The sequence below is a fragment of the Ruminococcus sp. NK3A76 genome (genome assembly GCF_000686125.1).
Taxonomy (GTDB): domain Bacteria; phylum Bacillota; class Clostridia; order Oscillospirales; family Ruminococcaceae; genus NK3A76.
Genome location: NZ_JMMA01000002.1, coordinates 2,758,665 through 2,781,973, shown reverse-complemented (window position 1 = coordinate 2,781,973; position 23,309 = coordinate 2,758,665). Strand labels below are relative to the sequence as shown.

Genomic DNA, 23,309 nt, shown 5'->3' with positions numbered 1-23,309 from the left:
GTTTAAATATTTAGTGACGAAAACCTTTTCGTGCAAAAAGAATACATATCCCATTGTCGGCGGACAATGGGATATGTTAAATGACAGGTTAATATTGTCATATTTTCAAATATATCGGCCGTAGCCGGCGGCTACGGGAAAGGCATATATTGACAGCTGCGAATTTATATGCTATAATACAGACAGTCTGAGTTTCATCTATGGAATAGGCGGTATTCCCCCAAAAAGGTCAAGGGGGTGGTGGCTATGCAGGACTATGTTACATACGAGAGCTTGTTTTCGTTTATGGAACTGCTCGTGGCTGTTGTTACGCTATGCTACCTTATCTTCCGTAAAAAGAAGTAAGCTGAGCTTATTATAAAAGCAAAGCACCGCCAAAAACCTTGCACGGTTGGCGGTGCTTACTGCATCTAAAATCAACAAGGGGAATCCAATAACACCGGAGAGTAATGTAGCAGTTCTCTCCGGGGCTCGGGCTATTCCCTTAAATCAAGTATACCACACCCCTGACGTTTTGTCAAGGGTGTTTTTGGCTTTAGTGAGCGGCTTTTGCTCCTGATTATTATACCATAAGGTCGCAAACTAAGTTTGCAAACTCCACCGGGTTCTCTATCGGCAGACCCTCTATAAGCTGTGCCTGTGCGTAGAGCAGCTTGGTGTAGTCAGAGAGCTTGTCCTTGTCGTTTTCATAAAGGGCTTTGAGCTTTCCGAAGATAGCGTGGTTGGGGTTTATCTCAAGAGCCTTCTGCGCCTTTACCTTGTTCTCGTTCTGGGGGAGGGAATTGAGCACCTTCTCCATTTCTATAGTTATGTTGCCGTCAGATGCAAGGCATACAGGGTGTGTCTTCAGCTTGTTTGAAAGGCGTACTATCTTCACCTTGTCCTCTATCGCTTTCTGCATATATTCAAGCATTTCCTTGCTGTCGTCTGCAAGCTTCTTTGCTTCTTCCTTTTCTTCCTCGGTGTCAAGGTCGAGCTTTGCGTCGCTTATGGAAACGAACTTCTTGCCCTCGTATTCCATGAGCACCTTGATAGCGAACTCGTCTACCTCCTGAGTGAAATAGAGCACCTCAAAGCCCTTGTCCTTGAATGTCTCCATCTGCGGCAGAAGGTCTATGCGCTCCTTTGTCTCGCCGCAGGCGTAGTATATCTCGTTCTGGCCTTCCTTCATACGGGAAACATACTCAGCAAGCGTTACGTTCTTGCCCTCAAAGGACGAGGGGAATATGATAAGGTCTTTGAGCGTGTCCTTGCAGGCACCGTATGACTGATAGATACCGTACTTGAACTGAAGTCCGAATACCGAGAAGAACTTCTCATACTTCTCTCTGTCGTTTTTTAAGAGCTTGACAAGCTCGTTCTTTATCGAGCGCTCTAAGTTCTTGGCGATGATCTTTAACTGCCTGTCGTGCTGTAAAAGCTCACGGGAGATGTTGAGCGAGAGGTCTTCCGAATCAACAACGCCCTTTACAAAGCTGAACCAGTCAGGAAGCAGCTCTGCGCACTTCTCCATTATCATAACGCCGCTCGAATAGAGCTGCAAGCCCTTTTCATAATCCTTTGAATAGTAGTCAAAAGGCGCTCTTGCCGGAATGTAGAGCAGAGCATCATATGTGGCTGTGCCCTCGTTCTTTGCGTGAATGTGAGTTATGGGCGGCTCGTAGTCCATGAACTTCTCGATGTAGAAGTTGTTGTAATCATCATCTGTCAGCTCGGATTTAGAGCGCTTCCAGATAGGTGTCATGGTGTTGAGCGTTTCTATCTCCTTTGTGACGGTCGGCTCTTTGCCCTCTTCCTCGTAGTGGGTGTGCTCTACTTCCATTTTAATAGGGAAGCGGATATAGTCGGAATACTTCTTTACAAGCATCTGTAACTGATACTGGTCAAGATACTTGTCGTAGTTCTCCTCCTCGGTGTTGTCTTTGAGGATAAGTGTTATCTCTGTGCCGGCAGTCTCCTTATCGCAGGGCTCGACTGTGTAGCCCTCGGCACCCTTCGAGCGCCATTCAAAAGCCTGCTCCTCGCCGTAGGCCTTGGACTTTACCTTGACTTCCTTTGCGACCATGAATGCCGAGTAGAAGCCTACACCGAACTGGCCTATGATGTCAACGTCCTCGCCGAGCTCGTTTTCCTTCTTGAATGCAAGCGAGCCGGACTTGGCGATAGTGCCTAAGTTCTGTTCGAGCTCCTTTTCGGTCATGCCTATGCCGTTGTCGGTTATCTTAAGGGTGCGTGCCTCTTTGTCTGCTTCTATCATGATAGCGAAGTCGTCCTTGTTAAGACCTACCGATGTGTCGGTCAGCGATTTGAAATACAGCTTGTCGAGCGCGTCGGAAGCGTTCGATATCAGCTCACGCAGGAATATCTCCTTGTGCGTGTAGATAGAGTTTATCATCATGTCGAGCAGCTTTTTGCTCTCTGCCTTGAACTGTTTTGTGCCCATTGTCATTATCTCCTTACTATTATATAGATCAGCGGAGGCGAGCCCCCGTCGTGTACATTGTTAGCACTCTCTTTACCTGAGTGCTAAATATATTATACACCCTCACCCGTAAAAATCAATAGACTTAAAACAATATAAATGATTTGTTTACAAACAATTAACAGATGCATCACCAGAGCATTTGAAAAATGCTTTATATTATGTTATAATAATTTATGATTAGATATTTTACGGAATAAAATGAGGTTTAATAATAATGGATCAGTTTTCACAGTATGGTACTTATCAGGGGCAGTATTACGGCGGCCCGCCGTTTAACAACGACCCCATGATGATGGCTCAGGAGCAGAAAAAGGCCGAAAAGCACGGGCTGTTCGTAGCCGCAGCAAAGCTCGGCGCTCTGCTGATACTATATGAGCTGCTTACAACGGCTTTCGGCTATGTTTATTACTATATTCTCTACTATGTGAAGTCGGGCTCTTTCACATTCAGCTTTGATGAGATAAGGAAATATTTCTCAAAGCACAGGGAATTCGCAAATTCGAGCTTTGTCACGATGCTCGGCAACCTGTCTATAGTGCTCGTGTCTATGGGTATACTTATCGCAGTCGCCACGCTGCTGCTCAAGGTAGACCTGCGCCCGATGCTGAAGCCCAGCAAGGAAAAGGCGCTCGGCGGCGCTAAATGGTTCACCCTGTCGATGAGTGTCAATATAGCAGTCTCGATAGTCGTGTCTATGATCGTATCTATCCTCAGTACAGCAGGCCTTACCGTGCCGGAGCAGGATTTCTCGCTGACAGACAACAGCACAGGTGCGCTGGTGATGCAGTTTTTGTATGTTATCGTGTTGGGGCCTCTCTGCGAGGAGCTGTTATACAGAGGGCTGATAATCAGCCTGCTAAAACCCTACGGCAAGGGGCTCGCAGTGTTCTTCTCGGCATTCCTGTTCGGCTATATGCACGGCAATATACCACAGTTCGCATCTGCCTTTGCAGGCGGTCTTGTGTTTGCCGCAATAGCCGTCAAGTATGACTCTATCGTGCCTACGATAGTCATGCATATGCTAAACAACACCGTTGCGAGCATCGGCGATTTCACCGATGTGCTCAATGTCAGCGATGCGATATCAGATAATCTCTACTACAGCGTTGTTATAATATGCGGCATAGCCGGTATGTATATGCTTTTTGTGTATCTGAACGAGATAAAGCCGAAGGAAGAGAGGACATTCCTGCTCACCTCGGGCGAGCGCACAAGGGCAGTATTCTTAAATGTTGTCATGATAATATATCTCGGCTATCAGTTCATGACATATGTAAATTCCTTTATAAGCAACAACAGATAGCCGCCCGGCTCGCAGAAAAAGGGAAGGGAAAATAAAATGAAGCTATACTATATCTGGATGATACTTCCGATACTGCTTATACCGCTGTGTATCCACCTGAACAGTAAAGCCAACAAGCTCGAACACTTTTTTAATCAGCTTTACAGGCAGGGCAGGATAAATGCGCAGGAATACTTCCGTGCTATTGGAAAGACACCCCCGAGCTTCCTGGCAAACGGTATGCAGCCGCCTCCGCAGGGAACGCCTTACGTTCCCCCTCAGGGAGCGCCTGATGTTCCCCCTCGTGGGCCGCAGGGAGCGCCTGTGCCGCCGTATATGCAGCCGCAGTTTATCCCGAACACACCTCCGCAAGGGATGCAGGGTGTACCTGTTCAGCCCAATATCCAGCCGCAGCCTGCACAGAATATCCCCCTGCAAGGAATGCAGGGAACGCAGGGTGTACCTGTTCAGCCCAATATCCAGCCGCAGCCTGCACAGAATATCCCCCTGCAAGGAATGCAGGGAACGCAGGGTGTACCTGTTCAGCCAAATGTTCAGCCGCAGCCTGCAATGAACGTTCCCCCTCAGGGAATGCCTGTTCAGCCGAATATGCAGCCTGACTTTGCGCAGCGTCCCGGCTATCAGGGCATGGTGCCGCCTCAGGGCGTGCCTTATACGCCGCCCCACGAGGAAACAAAGATAAGCTCGTCGTCAGTCATGCTGACAGTCGGCGTTATACTCGTATCAATAGCAGGCCTTGTGTTTGCGACTGCTCTTTGGGCGTCTCTCGGAGGCTCGGGAAGAACAGGCATCATAGGCATAGCAGCGGTATTCTTCTTTATAATATCACTGTTTTCGTATAAAAAGCTCGGTATCAAGGATTCATCGAATGCCTTCTATACGCTCGGCTCGGTATTCACAGTCATAACCTACCTGACGGCAGGCTACTATGAGCTCTTTGGTGAAGCCCTCAGCTTTGACGGCGTTCACCAATGGCTGTTTATAGGCGGAGCGTCGGCAATCGTCTCGGCGCTGGCGTATAAGGGCTATTCACTCTATAAAAAGAAATACCTTGCGATCATGTCGCTCGCAGGCGGCTTTGCGGCCTACCTGCTCATCGCAAGGGATATCTCGGGCAGCAGCATAAGTGTATTCTCACTTCTCGGCTCTGTCGGTCTGTCAGCCTGCCTTGCAGCAGTCATCTATATCGCAAAAGGCAAGCCCGACTGGGTTTGCGACACGCTTATAGTATGCGCAGGCATCTCGGGCGTGATATCCGTCCTCTCGCCGTTTGTTTATAATATCGGCGACTGGGCTGTGGCCGATTATTTCACGGCAATAATACTCTTTGCGATAATCTCGCTCTACGCCTTCAAGCGTGACTCAAAGCCCATGCAGGCTTTCCACAGCGTGTATATGCTCGCTGTCACCTTAAGTGTAGTATTGCAGATATTCGGTGAGGACGGCAGCGAGCTTGATAAGCTCACAGCAGCATTCTTTGCATTCATATGCATGGGACTTATATACAGAGCCTTTGCGGCACTGCGCACATCTGTGTCTGACAATATCTTCTCTATAGCATCAGGTCTGACGCTCATACTCATGGCGGACTTATCAGACAACAGCATTCTTCCCTTTGTATGCTCTGTATTCATGATAGGCTGTTTCTGCATCTATGCACTCGAAAAAAAGCCCTATTCGCCGATCTATGCCGTGCTCGCTCCCTTGACAGTGGCATATATGGGTGCGTGCTTAGATTCATACCTTACTTATGTTCAGGACGTTTCCACCGGCGGCTATATGATAATACTCGTATCAGTCATCTACTCGGCAGCGGCCCTCGGGCTCACGGCACTCAGCAAAGCCCCACGCAAGGTCGATCTTCACTATATAAGCGGCGCATTTCTCGTCGCAGCAGCGCTTTGTACATTCGCACTTGTCGATGTTTCGGGAGCTTCTGTCGCCCAGAGAGCTCTCGCACTTGCAGCAGGCATATTCGCACTTGTCGCAGTGTTCAGGGGCAAGATACAGCCGCTCACGGCAGTTCCGGCATTTATGTGTACGGCGCTCGTGGCACTCTGCGGCCAGAGCGTGACACCAGACAGCCATTATGCAGGCAAGCTGATAGGCTCGATTGCGGCGTATGCGGCATTTGTGGTGCTCTCTAAGATATATTACCCGAAAATGGTCTATTTCTACGAGCCCAGAGCCCTCACCCCCGAGGAGCAGGCAAGAATGGTCTATATGCAGGGCTCGCCCATGCAGCGCATGAGACCGATAAAGACCAGATCCTTCAGGATAGACGTGTTCATATTCGGTGCTGCTTCTGCGGTGCTTCAGCTGTTTGCTATAAGCGCTGACTATGTGCTCTATGCAAACAAGAGGGCTGTTGATTTTGGTATGACAGCCCCCGACAGGATAGAATTCGCAGTTCCTCTGCTTTCGTGGGTATGCCTGACACTTCTTATCGTCATGCTTATCAGGGAGAAGAACCCCAAAACAGCCAACACCGTGTTTGCTGTGGGCGCATCGATCACATCGCTCGGCGTGTGCGATTCGCTGATATCCTTTATCAACAAGTTCATCTCGGATAATCACGGCCTTGGCCTGCTCGTTTCGTCGGGCATCGTGTTTGTATGCCTGTGCATTCTCTCACGCTTTATATTCAGCGAGATGCTCTATACAAAGAAGCAGGACGCTATCGTGCCCGATTTCTTCGCAATATCGGCACTGGCAGCGCTTCACAGGTTATTCCTTATAGCAGACAACGGCTCGGGGCAGCCTTATTTCCAGACAAAGCTGTTCGTATTCTTCCTTGCAGTCGGCTTCTACGCCTTTATGCTCATAAGAAAGAAAAGCAGCGAGCTGCAGAATACCGTGTTCAGGCTCGCATCAGCCGGTGCGCTGCTGGTCGCCTTTATCGAAAGGCCTTTCCTCGTGTCGGATCAGGAGACTGTCGAGCTCAAGGTCACAGTCGTGGCTATAACGATATTCGGCTTTGCAGCCAAGTACATACTTAAGAAAAACAAAATGGCCGCCGAAAATTTCGCTACTGCGGTACACGTTTTCGCAATGGTGCTTCTCATAGGCGATGCACTCGTCCACCAGTCGCTCGCAAACACGCTTATAGTCATGAGCGTTGCGACCTGTGTTATGATAGTTTCGTTCATCATCAAGAGAAAGCGCTGGTTCCTGATATCCTCCTGTATGCTGGTAGGACTTACTATCTACATCTGTCAGGAATTCCTCTCAGACCTCAGCTGGTGGGTATATCTGCTCGTTATCGGCATCACGCTCATAGCGATAGCCGTTACCAACGAATACCTCAAAAACCGCAATGACCCGCAGCAGGGCTCCGAAAAAAAGGGCAGGCTGTTTGAGGAGTGGAAGTGGTGATGAGCTGCGGCTTTCACCGGCTAAAAGAATAAAGAATAATCAAGGTATCGGCTGCGCTGATGAGATCTAAAATCATCAGCCGCAGGTCGGTACCTCTTTTTTTGTGTGGGGAGACAGAGGAAATAAGCTGTCACAGCCGCCTTTTTTGTTCAACACCTACAATCGTGATAGGAAATAGCTGCGCTGCGGTTGTTTATTCCTACAAATCCTACAAAACTACTTGACATTGTGGGTAATGTGTGGTAGAATGTAATCACAGTAAAAACATAGAAAACCGATAGGAATTATAACGCACCCATATTTCCGTCGGAAAATGCGCACAAGGAGAGAACGAAATGAGATTCGGATATGCAGACAAGATAAGCGAGACCAAACGAATGTACCGATGTTGATGTTAAAGCTACAGATACATAAAAGATACAGATAAAAAAGAAAGAGAAACAAAACACCCTTTATGAAAAGTTCAGTACATTAACGGAGGTCATTTAAAATGAGTAAGATAACAGAAAGAAATTTAAAGTTTGAAACAAAGCAGCTTCATATAGGCCAGGAGTCACCTGACCCGACAACAGATGCAAGAGCCGTTCCGATATACCTGACATCGTCTTATGTGTTCCACAACAGCCAGCACGCAGCTGACCGTTTCGGCCTCAGAGATGCAGGCAACATCTACGGCAGACTTACAAACCCCACACAGGACGTTTTTGAAAGACGTATCGCAGCTTTAGAGGGCGGCGTGGCAGCACTCGCAGTCGGTTCCGGTGCAGCAGCTATCACATATGCTATCCAGACAGCAGCTCACGCAGGCGACCACATCATAGCAGCAAAGAACATCTACGGCGGCACATACAATCTGCTCGCTCACACACTTAAGGACTACGGCATTGACACGACATTCGTAGACCCCTTCGACTATGACGGCATCGAGGCAGCTATCAAGGACAACACAAAGGCAATAGAAATAGAGACTCTCGGCAACCCCAACTCCGAGGTAGTCGATATCGAGCGCATCGCAAATATCGCACACAAGCATAAGATACCGCTCATCGTTGACAACACCTTTGCTACTCCTTACCTTGTAAGACCTATCGAGTACGGCGCTGATATCGTTGTTCACTCGGCTACAAAGTTCATAGGCGGCCACGGCACGACAATAGGCGGCGTTATCGTAGATTCAGGCAAGTTCGACTGGGAAGCAAGCGGCAAGTTCCCGTGGCTCGTAGAGCCCAATGTGAGCTACCACGGTGTCAGCTTCACAAAGGCTGTAGGCCCTGCTGCATTCGTAACATATATAAGAGCTATCCTCCTTCGTGACACAGGCTCGACACTTTCCCCGGTACACGCATTCGTGTTCTTACAGGGTCTTGAGACACTTTCTCTCAGAGTTGAGCGTCACGCTGAGAACGCACTCAAGGTAGTCAAGTTCTTAAGCGAGCAGCCCAAGGTTGAAAAGGTAAATCACCCTTCTGTATCCACAGACCCTGCACAGCAGGAGCTTTATAAGAAGTATTTCCCGAACGGCGGCGGCTCTATCTTCACATTTGAGATAAAGGGCGGTGCTGCTGAGGCACAGAAGTTCATCGACAACCTCCAGCTGTTCTCACTGCTTGCAAACGTAGCAGACGTTAAGAGCCTTGCTATCCACCCGGCATCGACCACTCACTCCGAGTGCAACGAGCAGGAGCTCGCAGACCAGGGCATCAAGCCCAACACCATCAGGCTCTCGATAGGCACAGAGCACATTGATGACATACTCTTTGACATCAAGGAAGCTCTCGACGCAGTCTGATAAGCACACAATAAAAGCTAAAAAAAGATATGATATCCTACCTCCTCAATAAAGGATAAAATATTTAAGGCAACACCGCACGAAGATTGTGCGCAAATTGCGCAGTCAGCTTTTTCGTCAGATTGCACAGATTTTCCGAAGGAATACTACCGTATTTCAAGGAAAAAATGTGTAATATGACGGAAAAGATGCAAGTAAGTTGCGTACAAAGCCTTCAGGCGGTCTTTGTGCGGTGTTGCCTTAAGCATACTACCTACCACAAACAAGATATCCCCCCTTTCCCGACTAAGCCACGGGAGAGGGGAGACTTGTTTTCAGGTAACAGGTAACAGGTAACAGGTGGGCTGATACCGGCATAAAGATCACCCCTGAGGTCATGTATCAAAACCTCAGGGGCATTATTATTTATATCCGTGCGCCTTTGGCGCACACCTTACCTGTTACCTGTTACTTGTTACTTGTTACCTGTTGTTGACCGTATCTTCATAAGCGGTTCTTCGAGGGCGGAGGCGGTGAGGGCGGCGAGGACGCATTTGACTATGTCTGTCGGCAGAAATGCCAGCGCAAAGGGGAATATCGCTTGCTTAAGCCCCATTTTTGTGTAGTATATGCCTTGTATGATACCGGGGATATCGACTGCAAGTATGCCTATGACTATCGCAAGTGTGAGGTATACCGCAAAGTGTGCCGTTTTGCGCTTAGCGCCTGTGAAGCGGGGGTCTGTTATCTTGAAGATACCTGTCCTTGCAAGAGCTATGAGCACCGGCGTGATGTAAAAGCCTATGATATATCCGCCGCCTGCTGTCGGAAAGCGTGTATACAGAGTGCCGAAGCCTGACATGACAGGCAGCCCGACAATGCCGAGCATCATATAAACAAGCCCCACCAGAAACGCCTCGAACGGGCTTAAAAGCAGCCCTGCGAGTATAACGCCGAAGGTCTGTAACGTAAAGCTCACCCCGGCGGAGAAGGGGTTTGGCACTGCTATCCACGAGCAGATGCATATGAGCGCTGCAAACATCGCCGCAAAGGCTATCCTTTCCGGCGAAAAGCGGCCTTTGTCTTTTCTTTTGTCTATCGCTGACGAACTGTTCATTATTATGTCACCTCATAACTTTATTGTCGTTGACATTTGATATCATACCATATAATTTCATATTTGTCAACCCCCCTATCGTAAATAAGATAACAATTCAGGATATGATATGCTCTTGCTTGACTTTAGTGCGGCTTTATGATATAATTTAAGATGTATAACTATCTTGTTTTACGAAAGGGGGCTTGCCTTGTGTTTCACGACGGAACCGAGCTTCTGAAGCTCGTGTATTTTGACTACAGTGCCTGTATAGTGCTTGCCATGATACTTGTTTCGACGGTCATGAGAAAGATGACCAAGGGCAGGCTCAATCTGCTGTTCATAGCGCTCAGTGTAACGGCGTTTATAGCATCGGCTGCTGACTGCTACGCCGTAAGGCATGACAATATGCTCTATGACAACATCGCCGTGCGTATGATCGAGCACGAGGTGTATCTGCTGTTCCATATAGTGACGACACCTCTTTTCTGTATGTATGCGACCGAGCTTACGGATACACGTCATCTTGTAAGGCGGCACCCGGTGCTCAGGCATCTGCTCTCGCTGCCCTTGATAGCAGCGGCAGGCGCTCTGCTGATAAACCCCATAAACAAGAAGACGTTCTATTTTGACGAGACTATGCACTACGCCCGTGGCGAGTGGTTCTGGCTGCTTTATGTCGTGGCTGCGGTGTATATATGCTATCTTATATTTTTCCTGTTCCGGTTCAAACGCTCTGTCGGCGTGGCACGGTGGGTGTCGCTGCTGATACTGCTTGTGTGTATGCTCGGGGCTATCGTTTTGCAGATGTTCTTCCCGAGATACCCGGTCGAGATGTTCGCTACAGCCGTGGGTCTGCTGTTTATCTCGGCAATGGTGCAGCGCCCCGAGGAGATAATGGACGTAGAATCGGGGGCAAAGAGCCGCTCGGCATTTGCTGAGGATATGCAGCGCTCGTATGACAACCACAAAGCGTTTGATATCATTATCCTCAAAGAGAGCAACCTCCACTCCTTCGGCGACCTGCTCAGCTACGAGGAGAGGATAAAGCTGCTGCGCCGCACAATAGAGAATGTCAGCAAATTAAGCCAGCAGACTGGCGTTTACTGCGAGGTGTATTACCTGCGTGGCGGCGTGTTTGCGCTCACACTTGATGATGTATACCGTGAGCAGTCGATGGAGCTTGCTCATGCGCTCAACAAGGAAATGAAGCTGCCTATCAAGGTCAGCAGTATGCATATAAACCTGATAACCTACGTCTGCCTGATACACTGCCCGGAGGATCTTGGCAGCAAAACGGCGCTGTTTGACTTTATCAACAAGGCTATCCCGGCGGACGATGAGGTGACACTGGCTGAGGATATCCTGAGCTCCGGCAGGTACGATATGCTCATAGATATGGAGTCGATAATCGGCAGGGCTGTGTCTGAAAACACGCTGGAGGTCTACTACCAGCCGATATATTCTATAAACGAAAAGCGCTTTACCTCGGCCGAGGCTTTGATAAGGCTCAAAGACGAGAAATACGGCTTCGTGCCGCCTGACCTGTTTATCCCCGAGGCGGAGAAAAACGGCCAGATACACAAGATAGGCAGGTTCGTGTTCGAGAGCGTGTGCGACCTGATAGCAAGCGACGAGTTTTCAGAGCTCGGGCTTGATTACATCGAGATAAACCTCTCAGTCGTCGAGTGTATGAGAGATACGCTCGCTGACGATATTATAAGCACCCTCGAACGCTTCGGCATATCCCATGACAGGATAAACCTGGAGATAACCGAGACATTTGCGGCCAAATCGCAGAGCGTTATGGAGGCAAACATAAGAAAGCTCACCGAGGCCGGGATAACATTTTCGCTCGATGATTTCGGAACAGGCTACTCCAATATGCAGAGCATAGCACTGCTCCCTCTTACCATAACCAAGCTCGACAAGACCTTTGCGAGCCTTGAAGACAACAAAAAGATGACTGTCGTCGTTGAGCATTCGATAGACCTTATAAAGGCCTTGCAGATGAAGATAGTCGTCGAGGGCGTTGAGACAAAGGAGATGCTGGAGCGGTTCTCTCAGCTTGGCTGTGAGTATATCCAGGGCTACTATTTCTCAAAGCCGCTGCCGAGAGAGGACTTTATAAAGTTCATAACCGAGCGAAACCAAGTCCCGCAGGGCTGATATTTTAATTACGTTTACCCAAATAAATTCTATATTTTCCGGAGATGATCTCTTTGACAACTTTATTCGCAGAATCACAGATGCAGAATGTCTATACGCCGCTCAATTTCGGGCCGCACCTGATATTCTGCCTAATTGCGACCGCAGTTTACTGCACACAGTATTACAGAAAGCACTCGTCGCACTACCTGCTGCTCGCACTTGCAGTAGACGGCACATTCCTCACACAGATAAATACCGATTCGATATTTATTGCCCTGCTCGGGGTGTTCGAGGTGGCTATGCTGATAGCAGCAGCCGTGATAGCTTTCAGAGCCGGCAAGGAGAATAAGCCGGCTCAGGAGCAGGCTTCATCAGGCGCTGACGATGACCATACACCTCCTGCACAGGAGAAGGAAGACGCTGTGGAAAAGGCGTTTGATGACTGATATGAAGATATGTATCCTTGATGCCGAGACAGTGACCCGTGACGATGTCAGGCTTGATGCTATAACCGAACTCGGCGAGGCGAAGGTCTTCGGCTTTACCAAAAATGAGGACATAGCGCAGGCGATAGGTGATGCAGATGCTGTTATCTGCAACAAGTGCCTTATTACCGAGCAGGTGTTCTCAGCGTGTGAGAACTTAAAATACGTCGGGCTTTTCGCAACGGGGTATAACAATATCGACCTCGCTGCTGCCACAAAGCACGGCGCTGTGGTGTGCAACGTGCCGAGCTATTCGCGTGACGCGGTGGCACAGCATACATTTGCGTTCATTCTTGAATACTATTCAAAGATATCGCAGTATATAAAAATGACCGCTGACGGCGGCTGGATAAATTATAAGCTGTTTTCAAATTTTTGCATACCGACCGCCGAGGTGTCGGGCAGGACTATGGGTATAGTCGGCTACGGCAGCATAGGGCGAAAGGTCGCAGACATAGCAAGAGCCTTCGGCATGAAGGTGATAACATACACCCGTTCTCCGCAGAAGGTGACAGACGGCACCGAATGTGTGAGCTTAGAGGAGCTGCTGAAGCGCTCGGATATCGTATCGCTCCACTGTCCGTTGACAGCAGAGAATGACAAGATGATAAACGCCGAGACACTTAGCCTTATGAAGCCCTCGGCACTTCTTGTGAACACCGCAAGGGGAGGGCTCGTTGACGAGCCTGCGCTTGCAAAAGCCCTTAAAGACGGCGTGATAGCCGCTGCCTGCGTTGATGCGCTGACCCTGGAGCCTATGCGTGAGGACTGCGCTTTGCAGGGGGTAGATAACTGCTTTATAACTCCGCACGTTGCGTGGGCACCGAGGGAAACAAGAGAGCGCCTTATTGAGCGTGTCGCTGAGAACCTGCGTGCATGGCGTGACGGTGTACCGATAAACGTGGTGAACAGATGAGGCGGGTCTTAGCTCTGCTTTCGGTGCTTGCTGTAAGCGTGCTGCTGGCGGTTTCGGCCGCAGCGCTTGACTTTGACCCTTACAAGGCCGATGTCAGCTGGGACAATGCCCCGGAGGGAACGGCTTATCTTGACATACTGATAAAGCTGCCCGAGGACGATGCGGCATACACGTCATTCAACGCACCGCCGAGGAGGATAGCAAAGGGTACCATTGACAAAGAGGAAAGGGCTGTCTACGAATACGAGAGCCTGAACATAACCTCTGAGAGCGAGATAGCAAAATACCAAAGCGGCGGCTATGTCAGCATGACCTGCCATTACAGGTATCTTCGCACTATGACGATAAGCGGCAACGACAAGGAAGGTTACTTTGACCGGGTGAAGCAGAAGCTCGAGCTCTACGCCGGCACAGCCCCCGACCTGACGGATATCCACAAGAAATACGGCGACCTTAAGGCCGCTTATGTAGACCAAAACGGCAAGGTGCTGGGCGTTACCGACAGCTTTGAGGTGATGTATGACAAAAGCGAGCCCTATGCCATTGTTGCGGACGGCGGCAAGCTCACCTTCCGCATTTTCGGCAGCGGCACGTTTTCGGGTATCATTGAGCGCTTCGGCGGTGCTGTAAAGCTCGCATACACTGTGCTTATCATAGCGACAGTGTCGGCGCTTGTGATACTTATAAGGCACATAGCAGGGCGAAAAGAGCCCGATGAAACAGCGGAAGGAGAATAATAAGCTATGCCTGAATACTGGGACTTATATGACAGACAGCTAAGGCCGCTTGGTAAAAAATACGAGCGTGACGACAGTAAGCAGATGCCAAAGGGCGAGTTTCATATTGTCGCAAATATACTGTCCGTGAACCGTCAGGGCAGGATGCTCATAACCAGGCGCTACGAGGGCAAGAACCACGGCGGCTACTGGGAGATATCAGGCGGCTCGGTGCTGTCAGGCGAGCAGCCTGTTGACGGCGCTGCAAGAGAGCTTTTTGAAGAAACAGGCCTTAAAGCCGACCCCGGTGAGCTGCGCTACATGGGGCAGATAATCAGGGAAAGCTCAGGCTGCATACACAATTTCTATCTCTATGAGGGGGATTTCACGGAAGCTGACATCACCTTGCAGGAGGGCGAGACGACCGACTTTAAGCTCGTCTGGCCGAGGGAGATAGAGCGCATGGCGTATGCCGATGAGTTTCTGGATTTCCTTTTCTACCGCATCAAGGCGGTGTACGGAGACTGGTTTTATAAGCATAAATAACGCCGGACGGCAGCCGGCAGTTAACAGTCAAACAGCCCGAATGGGCATCTGCGCCCGAAGGGCGCACCTCACCTGTTACCTGTTAACTGTGACCTGTTACCTGAACTAATAAGGAGAGTAAATAAAATGTCATACTTAAAGGAAAAAAAGAGAGTAGTAGTCAAGCTCGGAACATCTACGCTTACACACAGAACGGGCAGACTTAACATCAGGCGTGTCGAGGGGCTTGTTAAGAACCTTGCCGACCTGCAAAACGCAGGGCACGAGATAATCCTCGTGTCGTCGGGCGCTGTGGGGCTTGGCGTTGCAAAGCTCGGGCTTGCCGCTAAGCCTAAGGACACCCCCTCAAAGCAGGCGTGCGCCGCAGTCGGCCAGTGCGAGCTTATGTATCTTTACGACAAGCTCTTTTCGGAATACAGCCTGAATGTGGCTCAGATGCTGCTTACCAAATTCATGCTGCTTGAGGACAGGCGGCAGAACGTCAAGAATGCTCTTGAAAAGATAATCGAACACGGCGTTATCCCCGTTATCAACGAGAATGACACTGTGGCTATAGACGAGCTGGAGCTTGAAGTGGGCGAGAACGATTCGCTCGCAGCGACAGTTGCAGAGCTTGCAGATGCCGACCTGCTCATCATCATGTCAGACATCGACGGTCTCTATGACGGCGACCCGAGAAAGGACGACGGTGCAAGCCTTATCCCCGTAGTCGATGAGATAACCGACGAGATAAGAGAGCTCGCAGGCGGCTCGGGCACAAAGCTCGGCACAGGCGGCATGATAACCAAGCTCAACGCCGCAAAGATAGCCAACGAAGCCGGCATAGACATGATAATCATAAACGGCAAGAACCCCGACAATCTCTACTGGCTTTTTGAGACAGGAGAAATGGGTACGATATTCAAGGCAAATAAAAGCAACGACTGAAAGGAAGAATGAAAATGCTCAACTATATCGAACAGTTAGGCTTTAATGCAAAGCAGTGCAAGGTGACGCTCGCAAGCGCCACCACAGAGGAGAAGAACGCAGCTATCATGGAGATAGCCAACCTGTTGCGCCGCTACAAGCGTGAGATAATCGCACAGAACGAGATAGACCTCGAAAACGGCAGCAGACGTGGCCTTTCCGACGCTCTGCTCGACAGACTCATGCTCAACGAAAAGCGCATCGACGCTATGGCTGATGCCTGCGAGCATCTGTGCATACTTGAAGACCCGGTAGGCGCTGTTGACGGCGGCCACCTCTCGCCTAAGGGTATGCGCATACTCAAAACAAGAGTTCCGCTCGGCGTTATAGGCATAATCTTCGAGTCACGCCCGAATGTTACGGTAGACGCAGGCGCTCTCTGCTTGAAATCCGGCAACTGCTGTATACTCCGTGGCGGCAAGGAAGCAATAAACACAAACATCACCCTCTGCGCTCTTATGAGAAAGGCATTAAAGACTGCCGGCCTGCCTGAGGACTGCATTCAGCTTGTTGAGAACACCGAGCGTGAGATGGCTGTTCTTATGATGAAGTGCAACGAGTATATCGACGTGCTTATCCCGAGAGGCGGCGCAAGGCTCATTCAGGCAGTAGTTAAGCAGGCTACAGTTCCGGTCATCGAGACAGGAGCAGGCAACTGCCATGTTTATGTTGACTCCACTGCCGAGCTCGATATGGCTGTGAATATAGTTGACAACGGCAAGACACAGCGCCCGAGCGTGTGCAATGCTATCGAGACTGTGCTTATACACCGTGACATAGCAGAGGACTTCCTGCCTAAGATGAAGAAAAAGCTCGACGAGCACAATGTTGAGCTCAGGGGCGACGAGATGACAAAGATGATACTCGGCGACTGCGTAGTTCCTGTGACTGAGGACGACTACGCCGCAGAGTTCGGCGACTATATACTCGCAGTAAGGGTAGTTGACAGCTTAGGCGAGGCGATAGAGCATATCCAGAAGTATTCGACAGGCCACTCTGAGTGCATAGTTACAGAGAGCCTTTTCGCAGCTGATGAGTTCCAGAAGCGCATCGACGCAGCAGCCGTTTATGTAAACTGCTCGACACGCTTTACCGACGGTGAGGAGTTCGGCCTCGGCGCTGAGATAGGCATATCCACCCAGAAGCTCCACACCCGTGGACCTATGGGCCTTAAGGAGCTCACCACAGTCAAGTATCTTATCAACGGCAGCGGCCAGATAAGAGGGTAAACAGTGAATAGTGAATAGTGAAAAGTGAATAGTGAAGAGTGTTGGTGTTCGCTTCGCTCACATATTTTAAAATCATCGACCGTAGGTCGATACCTCAACTATTCACTATTCATTATTCGTTATTCACTCTTCACTTTTGTAAAAAATGCATTTCCCCGGAGTTTTCAGACTTCGGGGAATGTTTTTTTAGCGGCTCACCCTCTCCGAAAAGCGGTTTTCGGGCTGTAATAGGAAATTTAACTAATAATTGTCCTTTATTCATTAATTTTAATATTTTTATTAATCATAATATGCTATACTTTATAATGCACAGGTATGACAGTGCGTTCACTATGCATTACAGGTGGTTTGATGATGAAAAACAATCAGTCTTCACATATAAAGAATACCAGAAATCTTCTGATAATATCAAACTGCGTTATCCTTATATCTGTTCTTGTTATGGCGTTTTATATGATGTATTCCAAAATGACCGAGTCTAAGGACCGCAACGTCAGCAGCATGACCTCATTTGCGAGCTCGCTGCTAAAAGAGCGTATGGTCGATTTTATGGATTCGACACAGAAAAGCACCGAGGCCTTTTTCCGGTGCGAGCATAAGAACTTCTACCCCGACGAGAGCAAAATGGATATCACAGAGATACATAAGCAGCAGGACGAGATAACTGCCGAGCTGCTCGAGATGAGCCTGTCGGATTACTACGCTGACTACGGTATCGCCTATGACGACGGCAGCACCGCAGGTATCATAACCGACAGCACGAGAGATGCTTTCAGCGGCGATGTGTATTCGGCTCTTAACAGCTTTATGAAAGGCGAGAATATACAGAACTGGGGCACAGGCTACGGCGGCAATTTCGATAAGCTCTATTTTGTCAAGAGGGTCAATGACCATGCGATAATGACAGTCTCGCTCTATACCAAAGAGGTCGAACGCAGAATGAAGGACGTAACAGGCATCGCCGATGCTAAGACAAATATCATTGATAAGGACGGCAACATTATCTTCACTGCCGATTCCGAGATAAAGGATATGTCCGGCAACCATATAGATAACCGCCTTTTCTCGATGATAACCGATGAGCATAATACCACTATCTCCGATGAAGACTACTATGTGGCGACTGATGATATCAACGACAACTGGCGCACAGTCTGCGTCTTCTCGAAGGAGCGCTTCAATCAGGAGAACAAGCAGCAGTTCACCTCGCTGCTCATAATCGGTATAAGCGCTGCCCTTCTCAGTGCGCTTATATCGCTTTTCATCACAAGAAAGCTCTCTGCGGCAGCTCTTGCACAGCTCTACGCATCAGGCCTTGACGGTGTTGACAGGCTCACAAAGCTCACAAATAAATTCTCCACTGAGGATATGATAATAGAAACTCTCGAATCGAGCCCTATGGGCAGCTGCTACGGCCTTGTGCTCATAGATATAGATAACCTTAAGGAGATAAACGACAGTCTCGGCCGTACAAAGGGCGATGATACGATACTCCAGGTGTCGAGCCTTATCAGGTCGGTGTTCGGTGAGAGCGCCGTAATAGGCAGGCTTGGCGGCGATAAGTTTGAAACGCTCGCTGATGTGACGGATTTTGACCTGTTCAAGTGCCTTTCCACTCTTGAACATAAGTGTGCAGACCTCTGCGAGAGCCTTAACAGCACATTCGCTGACGATAATAAGCACTATAAGATAACAGTCAGCGTCGGTGCAGCGCTCTATCCTCTTTCGAGCGATACCTATGAGGGGCTTGTGGCAAACGCCGACGAGGCGCTGAGAGTATCCAAGCAAAAGGGCGGCGGCTGCTTTACTGTTTACAGACGCACCGAGTCCAGAAAGGACGGTGAGGACAGATGAAGCGCCGGATCAAAAGAGCAGCGGCAGCCGCAACAGCCGCTGTGATGCTCATCATGTGCTCGTGCAGCCCTGCCGACCAGCACTTTGAGCATAATGACCGCATAAAGCTGTCCTTCTCGTGGTGGGGCAAGGACGTAAGGCATGAATATACCACCGAAGCTATCGAGATCTTTGAAGAACAGAACGAGGACGTGCTTGTCTACCCCAGATACGCAGAATGGGCAGGCTTCAAGGACAGAATGGATTCAAAGATAAGCTCGCACAGCGAGGCTGATGTCATGCAGATAAACTTCGGCTGGCTGTATGAGTACAGCAAGAAGGGCTATGAGTTCTATGACCTCGGAAAGCTCTGTGATACGATAAACCTTCTCAGCTTTGACAGCAGCGTGCTCGAATACGGCATGATAGACGGCAAGCTCTGCGGTATCCCGATATCCATGAACGCCCAGACCGTCTATGTCAACAAGACGCTGTTTGATAAGTATTCGCTGCCCATGCCGACAACGTGGGACGACTACTTCAAGGCCGCCGAGATCATGAATAAGGACGGCATATATGTGCTCAGGCTCTCACCAAGCTCGGCATGGCACCTACCTCTGCATAGCCTATACAGAGCAGAAGACAGGCAAGCGTATGCTCGATGAAAAGGGCAGCCTCGGCTTTGATGAAGCGGACTTCGAGGTGATGTTCGATTTCTACAAGCAGCTTGTCGATAAGGGCGTTACCAAGATAATAGATGACCGTGACAGGAAGGACTTTGAAGACGGCAAAGCCGCAGGCACGGTCATGTGGATATCTGATGCGGCGTATTACGTTGCCCCCTGCCGGGATAAGGGCAATGAGATAGCTGTTGCGGATTACCCCGTGATAGAGGGCGCAGCAGTCTACGGCTGGTATGCAAAGCCTACCTCGCTCTACTGTATAAGCGGCCATACCAAGCACCCCGAGGAGGCGGCAAAGCTCGTCGAGTTCCTTCTCAGCTCGCAGGAAATGGCCAAGCTCAGAGGCCTTGAAAACGGCGTTCCTGCCAGCAAGAGCTCGCTTGAGGTGCTCGAAGCAAACGATATGATAGACGGCATACAGATAGAAGCCGACGAGATGCGCAAGACACACACCCCGAATATCAAGCTGCTCTCGCCTTATACCGAGACGGCTGAGTTCATCTCAGGGTTTGATGAGCTTTCAGGAAAAGTGTTTGACGGCAGCATGGAGATACCCGAGGCTGCAAAGCAGATGAGAGAGATAATAACTCAGGCACTTGACAAATAAGCTGCTAATATAAAATTTTGGAGGTCACATAAATGGCAAAAAACCAGATACCAATGAGTAAAACGCTTACCCAGAATATGGCGGCCAAGGCAAGGAAAAAGAAAATAATCCTGTCTGTGCTCGGTGTGCTTGTTGTGGGCGGCATTATAACCTCGTTCATCACCGTAAAGCAGAACAGGGAGAGGGACAGGATAGCAAAGGCAAAGAACGCCGTATTGCTGCTCGACACCAATATGCTTATCGGCGAGCCGGACTTCCCCGACGAGGGCGACTGGGACGGCGACGGTGTCACCAACAAGAACGAGGTCTCTGAAAAGACCAATATCCAGAGCGAGGACACTGACGGCGACGGTATCTCAGACGGCGACGAGCTCGCTATCGGAACAGACCCTCTCAATGAGGATACAGATAACGACACCCTGCTCGACGGCTACGAGATAATGGTAGGCTTAAACCCCAGAAACGCATCTACCGACGGCAAAAACGACTCGCAGACAGAGGTCACTGCCACGAGAAGGGAAGGCCAGATAACCGTTGACCTGAGGGGCAATGCAAATATCTGCAACACCACAGTCGAGGAGCTGGAGCTTTTCGGAATCGCAGTAAACGGCTCTATCGTCAGCAAGGCATACGACGTTTACGGCGAATATCCCTTCAAGAGCGCTACCGTGACCTTCAAGCTCGACAGCGAGAAGATAAGAAACCTCGGCTATAAGCCCGAGGATCTTACAGTGCTCAGCTTTGATTCCTCTACCCTCCAGTATGAGAAGGTAAGCTCCAGGTATAACAAGAAGGATAACACGATATCCGCCGATATAAACAAGTTCACCACATACGTTGTCGGCGTTGAGAAGACTGTCAACCAGCAGGCTACCACAAGGATAGCGTTCCTGGTCGATGATTCCGGCTCGATGTATTCAAAGAGCTTCGTCCAGAACGGCTTCACAACTCCTGAGAACGACACGGAGTTCAAGAGAATAGATTTTGCAAACTCGCTTATCGGCATGATAGAGGATAACGTCGAGATAATGATAAGCAAGTATACCGCACAGTATACAAGGCTCGTTCCCTTCACGACAGATAAAAAGAGCGCTTCCTCCGCACTTGAAAAGATAAAGAACGAAACGCTCGCAGAAAAGAACTTCAACGGCACATACAGCCAGAGAGCGCTTGAGAACTGTATGGCAGAGTTCACGCAGGGCTTAAACGGCAACTACAGAAATATCCTCGTAATGCTGACAGACGGCCAGTCGGACGAGACAAATGCCAAGACAGCAAAGCAGCTCGCAGCTCTTGCAAAGAAGAAGAATATCATTATCCTGACAGTCGGCCTCGGCAAGGACGTTGACAGAGAATGGCTCCAGGAAATGGCAAGCGAGACAGGCGGCAAATACTTCACAGCATCTGACGCAAACGCTCTCAACGAAGTTTATAATCAGATAGTAACAGCGCTCAACTACGATATCGTAAACTACAACGACACGACCGACAGCGTGAGGGGCTATTCGCTCTATAACACCAACTTCGCACCCTCAGCAAACGGCTTTACATTCAAGAATTTCAGAACTACGACAACAAGAAATATGGACTTCGGCATGGCTCTTATGGCAAGAGACTGGTATCTCGGCAACCTCCGCCTTTCGATGCCCGGCATCGACCCGAAGGACGATGCCAAGGACAAGGTCAGCACAGACGGCTACGACCTTACAGGCACGGCAGCAGCTTCCAAGTACAACTCCAACGACCCGCTCTCAAAGGTCACAGTTTCAGCGCTCGGCAGCAAGTTTGCAGACGTTTCCGAGTATCTTGACTATAACAGCGAGGGTTCGGTGCTCCAGGTAGAGCCCTCGGTAAAGACAGAGGCTGAGGACAGCGGCTGGAAGGCTATAGAGTACGACACCGAGGGTCTTGACTGGTCGAAGGTCGAGTTCTTAGCCCTTGATATCGCAGGCGGCGCAGACAAGATAAAGGACGCATATTCAAAGGACGATGTTGAGTTTTTGAAGGCTCTCTACCACTACAACGCAATGCAGTGGGACGACAGCAAGGACGAATACAACCTCATAGGCGGCAGCGAAGGCTTTGAAAGGCTTCAGGAGCAGCTCAGCAAGGGCATACCCGTAGTCACAATGATAGACAACAGCCACGCTGTAAACGCTATCGGCCTTATCCAGGACTCGGACAACCACAACGAGTATGTTCTCCAGATATACGATTCAAACTACCCGAGCGATGTTCAGAAGATATACATCACAAAGAACCTCGGCGGCGTGTTTGATATCTCCGGCGACAAGGCGACCTTCAAGGACACCAAGTTCACCTTCAATGCAACATACGAAGGCAAGCAGGTAGGCCTCTCGTTCACAGATGTTCAGGTACACTGACAGAATGATATAATAAAGACCGTTTCCCGAAAAATGGGGAACGGTCTTATCTTTTATTCACTTGCCTATAATAATATGCACGATAGAAAAGTAGTGGAATATGCTGCCGCCTATCGTGAAAAGATGCCATATCGAGTGGAAATAGCGTATGTTTTTCTTGACGTAGAATATCACGCCCACAAGGTAAAAGCCGCCGCCTATGCAGAGATATACGATGCTCCTAAGCGGCACTGCTTCTATCATCGGCTTGAAGACTGTGAGTATCGCAAGCCCCATGACGATGTAGCAGATAAGCGATGCGGTCTTGAATTTTTCAAGGTTTACCGAATTAAACACTATGCCTAAGACAGTCACGCCCCAGATGATGCCGAATATCACCCAGCCCAGCGCACCCCGCAGCGGCACGAGCGTTATCGGGGTGTATGTGCCGGCTATCAGAAAGAAGATAGTGTTGTGATCCATTATGCGGAAGAACTTCTTTGCTGTGGGGTTGGTTATGGCGTGGTAGAGGGTGGACATGGTGTACAGGATAATGAGTGATGCGCCGAATATCGCCGAGCTTACAACGCCCCACGCATCGGAATGTATCGCCGCTATCACGATGAGCACCACAGTGCCTGCGATAGACAGACCGCCGCCGACACCGTGGCTTATAGAATTGAATATCTCCTCGCCGAGCGTGTACCGCTTGCCTCCACGCTTGTCAACAGCCGAAGTCTTTGTCATACCGGGTCATATCTCCTTATCAATGTTTAATGATGGATCG

At 49.5% G+C, this 23,309-nt stretch carries 17 protein-coding genes; 14 read left to right on the top strand and 3 right to left on the bottom strand.

Annotation, left to right across the window (positions count from 1 at the left end):
* Positions 1 to 562: 562 nt before the first annotated feature.
* Positions 563 to 2,443, bottom strand: a complete 1,881-nt coding sequence (gene htpG, locus CD05_RS0112875) for a molecular chaperone HtpG (protein WP_028510832.1) — start codon at positions 2,441 to 2,443, stop codon at positions 563 to 565.
* Positions 2,444 to 2,699: 256 nt separating this feature from the next.
* Between htpG and CD05_RS0112870 the strand changes: the two genes are divergently transcribed.
* The 3 genes from CD05_RS0112870 to CD05_RS0112860 all read left to right on the top strand — a co-directional run bounded on the left by CD05_RS0112870 (position 2,700) and on the right by CD05_RS0112860 (position 8,952).
* Positions 2,700 to 3,788 (top strand): CPBP family intramembrane glutamic endopeptidase, encoded by a 1,089-nt coding sequence (locus CD05_RS0112870; protein WP_028510831.1) that lies wholly within the window; start codon positions 2,700 to 2,702, stop codon positions 3,786 to 3,788.
* Between the two features lie 36 nt (positions 3,789 to 3,824).
* Positions 3,825 to 7,163, top strand: coding sequence for a hypothetical protein (locus tag CD05_RS19980; RefSeq protein WP_051589011.1), 3,339 nt, complete (start codon positions 3,825 to 3,827; stop codon positions 7,161 to 7,163).
* Between the two features lie 490 nt (positions 7,164 to 7,653).
* Positions 7,654 to 8,952, top strand: a complete 1,299-nt coding sequence (locus CD05_RS0112860) for an O-acetylhomoserine aminocarboxypropyltransferase/cysteine synthase family protein (protein ID WP_028510830.1) — start codon at positions 7,654 to 7,656, stop codon at positions 8,950 to 8,952.
* Positions 8,953 to 9,406: 454 nt separating this feature from the next.
* Here CD05_RS0112860 and CD05_RS0112855 read toward each other — a convergent pair whose 3' ends face one another.
* Complete coding sequence (locus tag CD05_RS0112855; RefSeq protein WP_028510829.1) at positions 9,407 to 10,048, bottom strand: biotin transporter BioY; 642 nt, start codon at positions 10,046 to 10,048, stop codon at positions 9,407 to 9,409.
* 192 nt (positions 10,049 to 10,240) lie between these two features.
* On the opposite strand from CD05_RS0112855, the gene CD05_RS19975 reads away from it, so the two are divergent.
* The 11 genes from CD05_RS19975 to CD05_RS0112805 all read left to right on the top strand — a co-directional run bounded on the left by CD05_RS19975 (position 10,241) and on the right by CD05_RS0112805 (position 22,543).
* Positions 10,241 to 12,196 (top strand): EAL domain-containing protein, encoded by a 1,956-nt coding sequence (locus CD05_RS19975; RefSeq protein WP_051589010.1) that lies wholly within the window; start codon positions 10,241 to 10,243, stop codon positions 12,194 to 12,196.
* A 53-nt stretch (positions 12,197 to 12,249) separates the two neighbouring features.
* A complete protein-coding gene (locus tag CD05_RS0112845) occupies positions 12,250 to 12,624 on the top strand; it encodes a hypothetical protein (protein ID WP_051589009.1) in 375 nt (124 codons plus the stop codon).
* On the top strand, positions 12,617 to 13,579 hold the full coding sequence (locus CD05_RS0112840) for a D-2-hydroxyacid dehydrogenase (RefSeq protein ID WP_242841267.1): 963 nt from the start codon (positions 12,617 to 12,619) through the stop codon (positions 13,577 to 13,579). Before CD05_RS0112845 ends, CD05_RS0112840 begins: the two co-directional genes overlap by 8 nt.
* Entirely contained in the window at positions 13,576 to 14,316 is a 741-nt protein-coding gene (locus CD05_RS0112835; protein ID WP_028510826.1) for a hypothetical protein, read from the top strand. Before CD05_RS0112840 ends, CD05_RS0112835 begins: the two co-directional genes overlap by 4 nt.
* Before the next feature lie 6 nt (positions 14,317 to 14,322).
* Complete coding sequence (locus CD05_RS19970) at positions 14,323 to 14,841, top strand: NUDIX hydrolase (protein ID WP_051589008.1); 519 nt, start codon at positions 14,323 to 14,325, stop codon at positions 14,839 to 14,841.
* 126 nt (positions 14,842 to 14,967) lie between these two features.
* Entirely contained in the window at positions 14,968 to 15,768 is an 801-nt protein-coding gene (gene proB, locus CD05_RS0112825) for a glutamate 5-kinase (RefSeq protein ID WP_028510825.1), read from the top strand.
* A gap of 14 nt (positions 15,769 to 15,782) precedes the next feature.
* On the top strand, positions 15,783 to 17,036 hold the full coding sequence (locus CD05_RS0112820; protein WP_037323008.1) for a glutamate-5-semialdehyde dehydrogenase: 1,254 nt from the start codon (positions 15,783 to 15,785) through the stop codon (positions 17,034 to 17,036).
* Between the two features lie 354 nt (positions 17,037 to 17,390).
* Entirely contained in the window at positions 17,391 to 18,890 is a 1,500-nt protein-coding gene (locus CD05_RS0112815) for a diguanylate cyclase (protein WP_028510823.1), read from the top strand.
* Positions 18,887 to 19,534: an ABC transporter substrate-binding protein gene (locus CD05_RS21355; RefSeq protein WP_051589007.1), complete on the top strand. Its 648-nt coding sequence runs from the start codon at positions 18,887 to 18,889 to the stop codon at positions 19,532 to 19,534. Before CD05_RS0112815 ends, CD05_RS21355 begins: the two co-directional genes overlap by 4 nt.
* Positions 19,446 to 20,159 carry an ABC transporter substrate-binding protein gene (locus CD05_RS21350; RefSeq protein ID WP_084262181.1) on the top strand — a complete coding sequence of 238 codons (714 nt, stop codon included), beginning with the start codon at positions 19,446 to 19,448 and terminating at the stop codon, positions 20,157 to 20,159. The genes CD05_RS21355 and CD05_RS21350 overlap by 89 nt, the downstream gene beginning before the upstream one ends.
* Before the next feature lie 32 nt (positions 20,160 to 20,191).
* A complete protein-coding gene (locus tag CD05_RS0112805) occupies positions 20,192 to 22,543 on the top strand; it encodes a VWA domain-containing protein (protein WP_028510822.1) in 2,352 nt (783 codons plus the stop codon).
* A gap of 57 nt (positions 22,544 to 22,600) precedes the next feature.
* On the opposite strand, the gene CD05_RS0112800 is transcribed toward CD05_RS0112805, so the two are convergent.
* A complete protein-coding gene (locus CD05_RS0112800) occupies positions 22,601 to 23,269 on the bottom strand; it encodes a hemolysin III family protein (RefSeq protein ID WP_028510821.1) in 669 nt (222 codons plus the stop codon).
* Positions 23,270 to 23,309 lie beyond the last annotated feature (40 nt).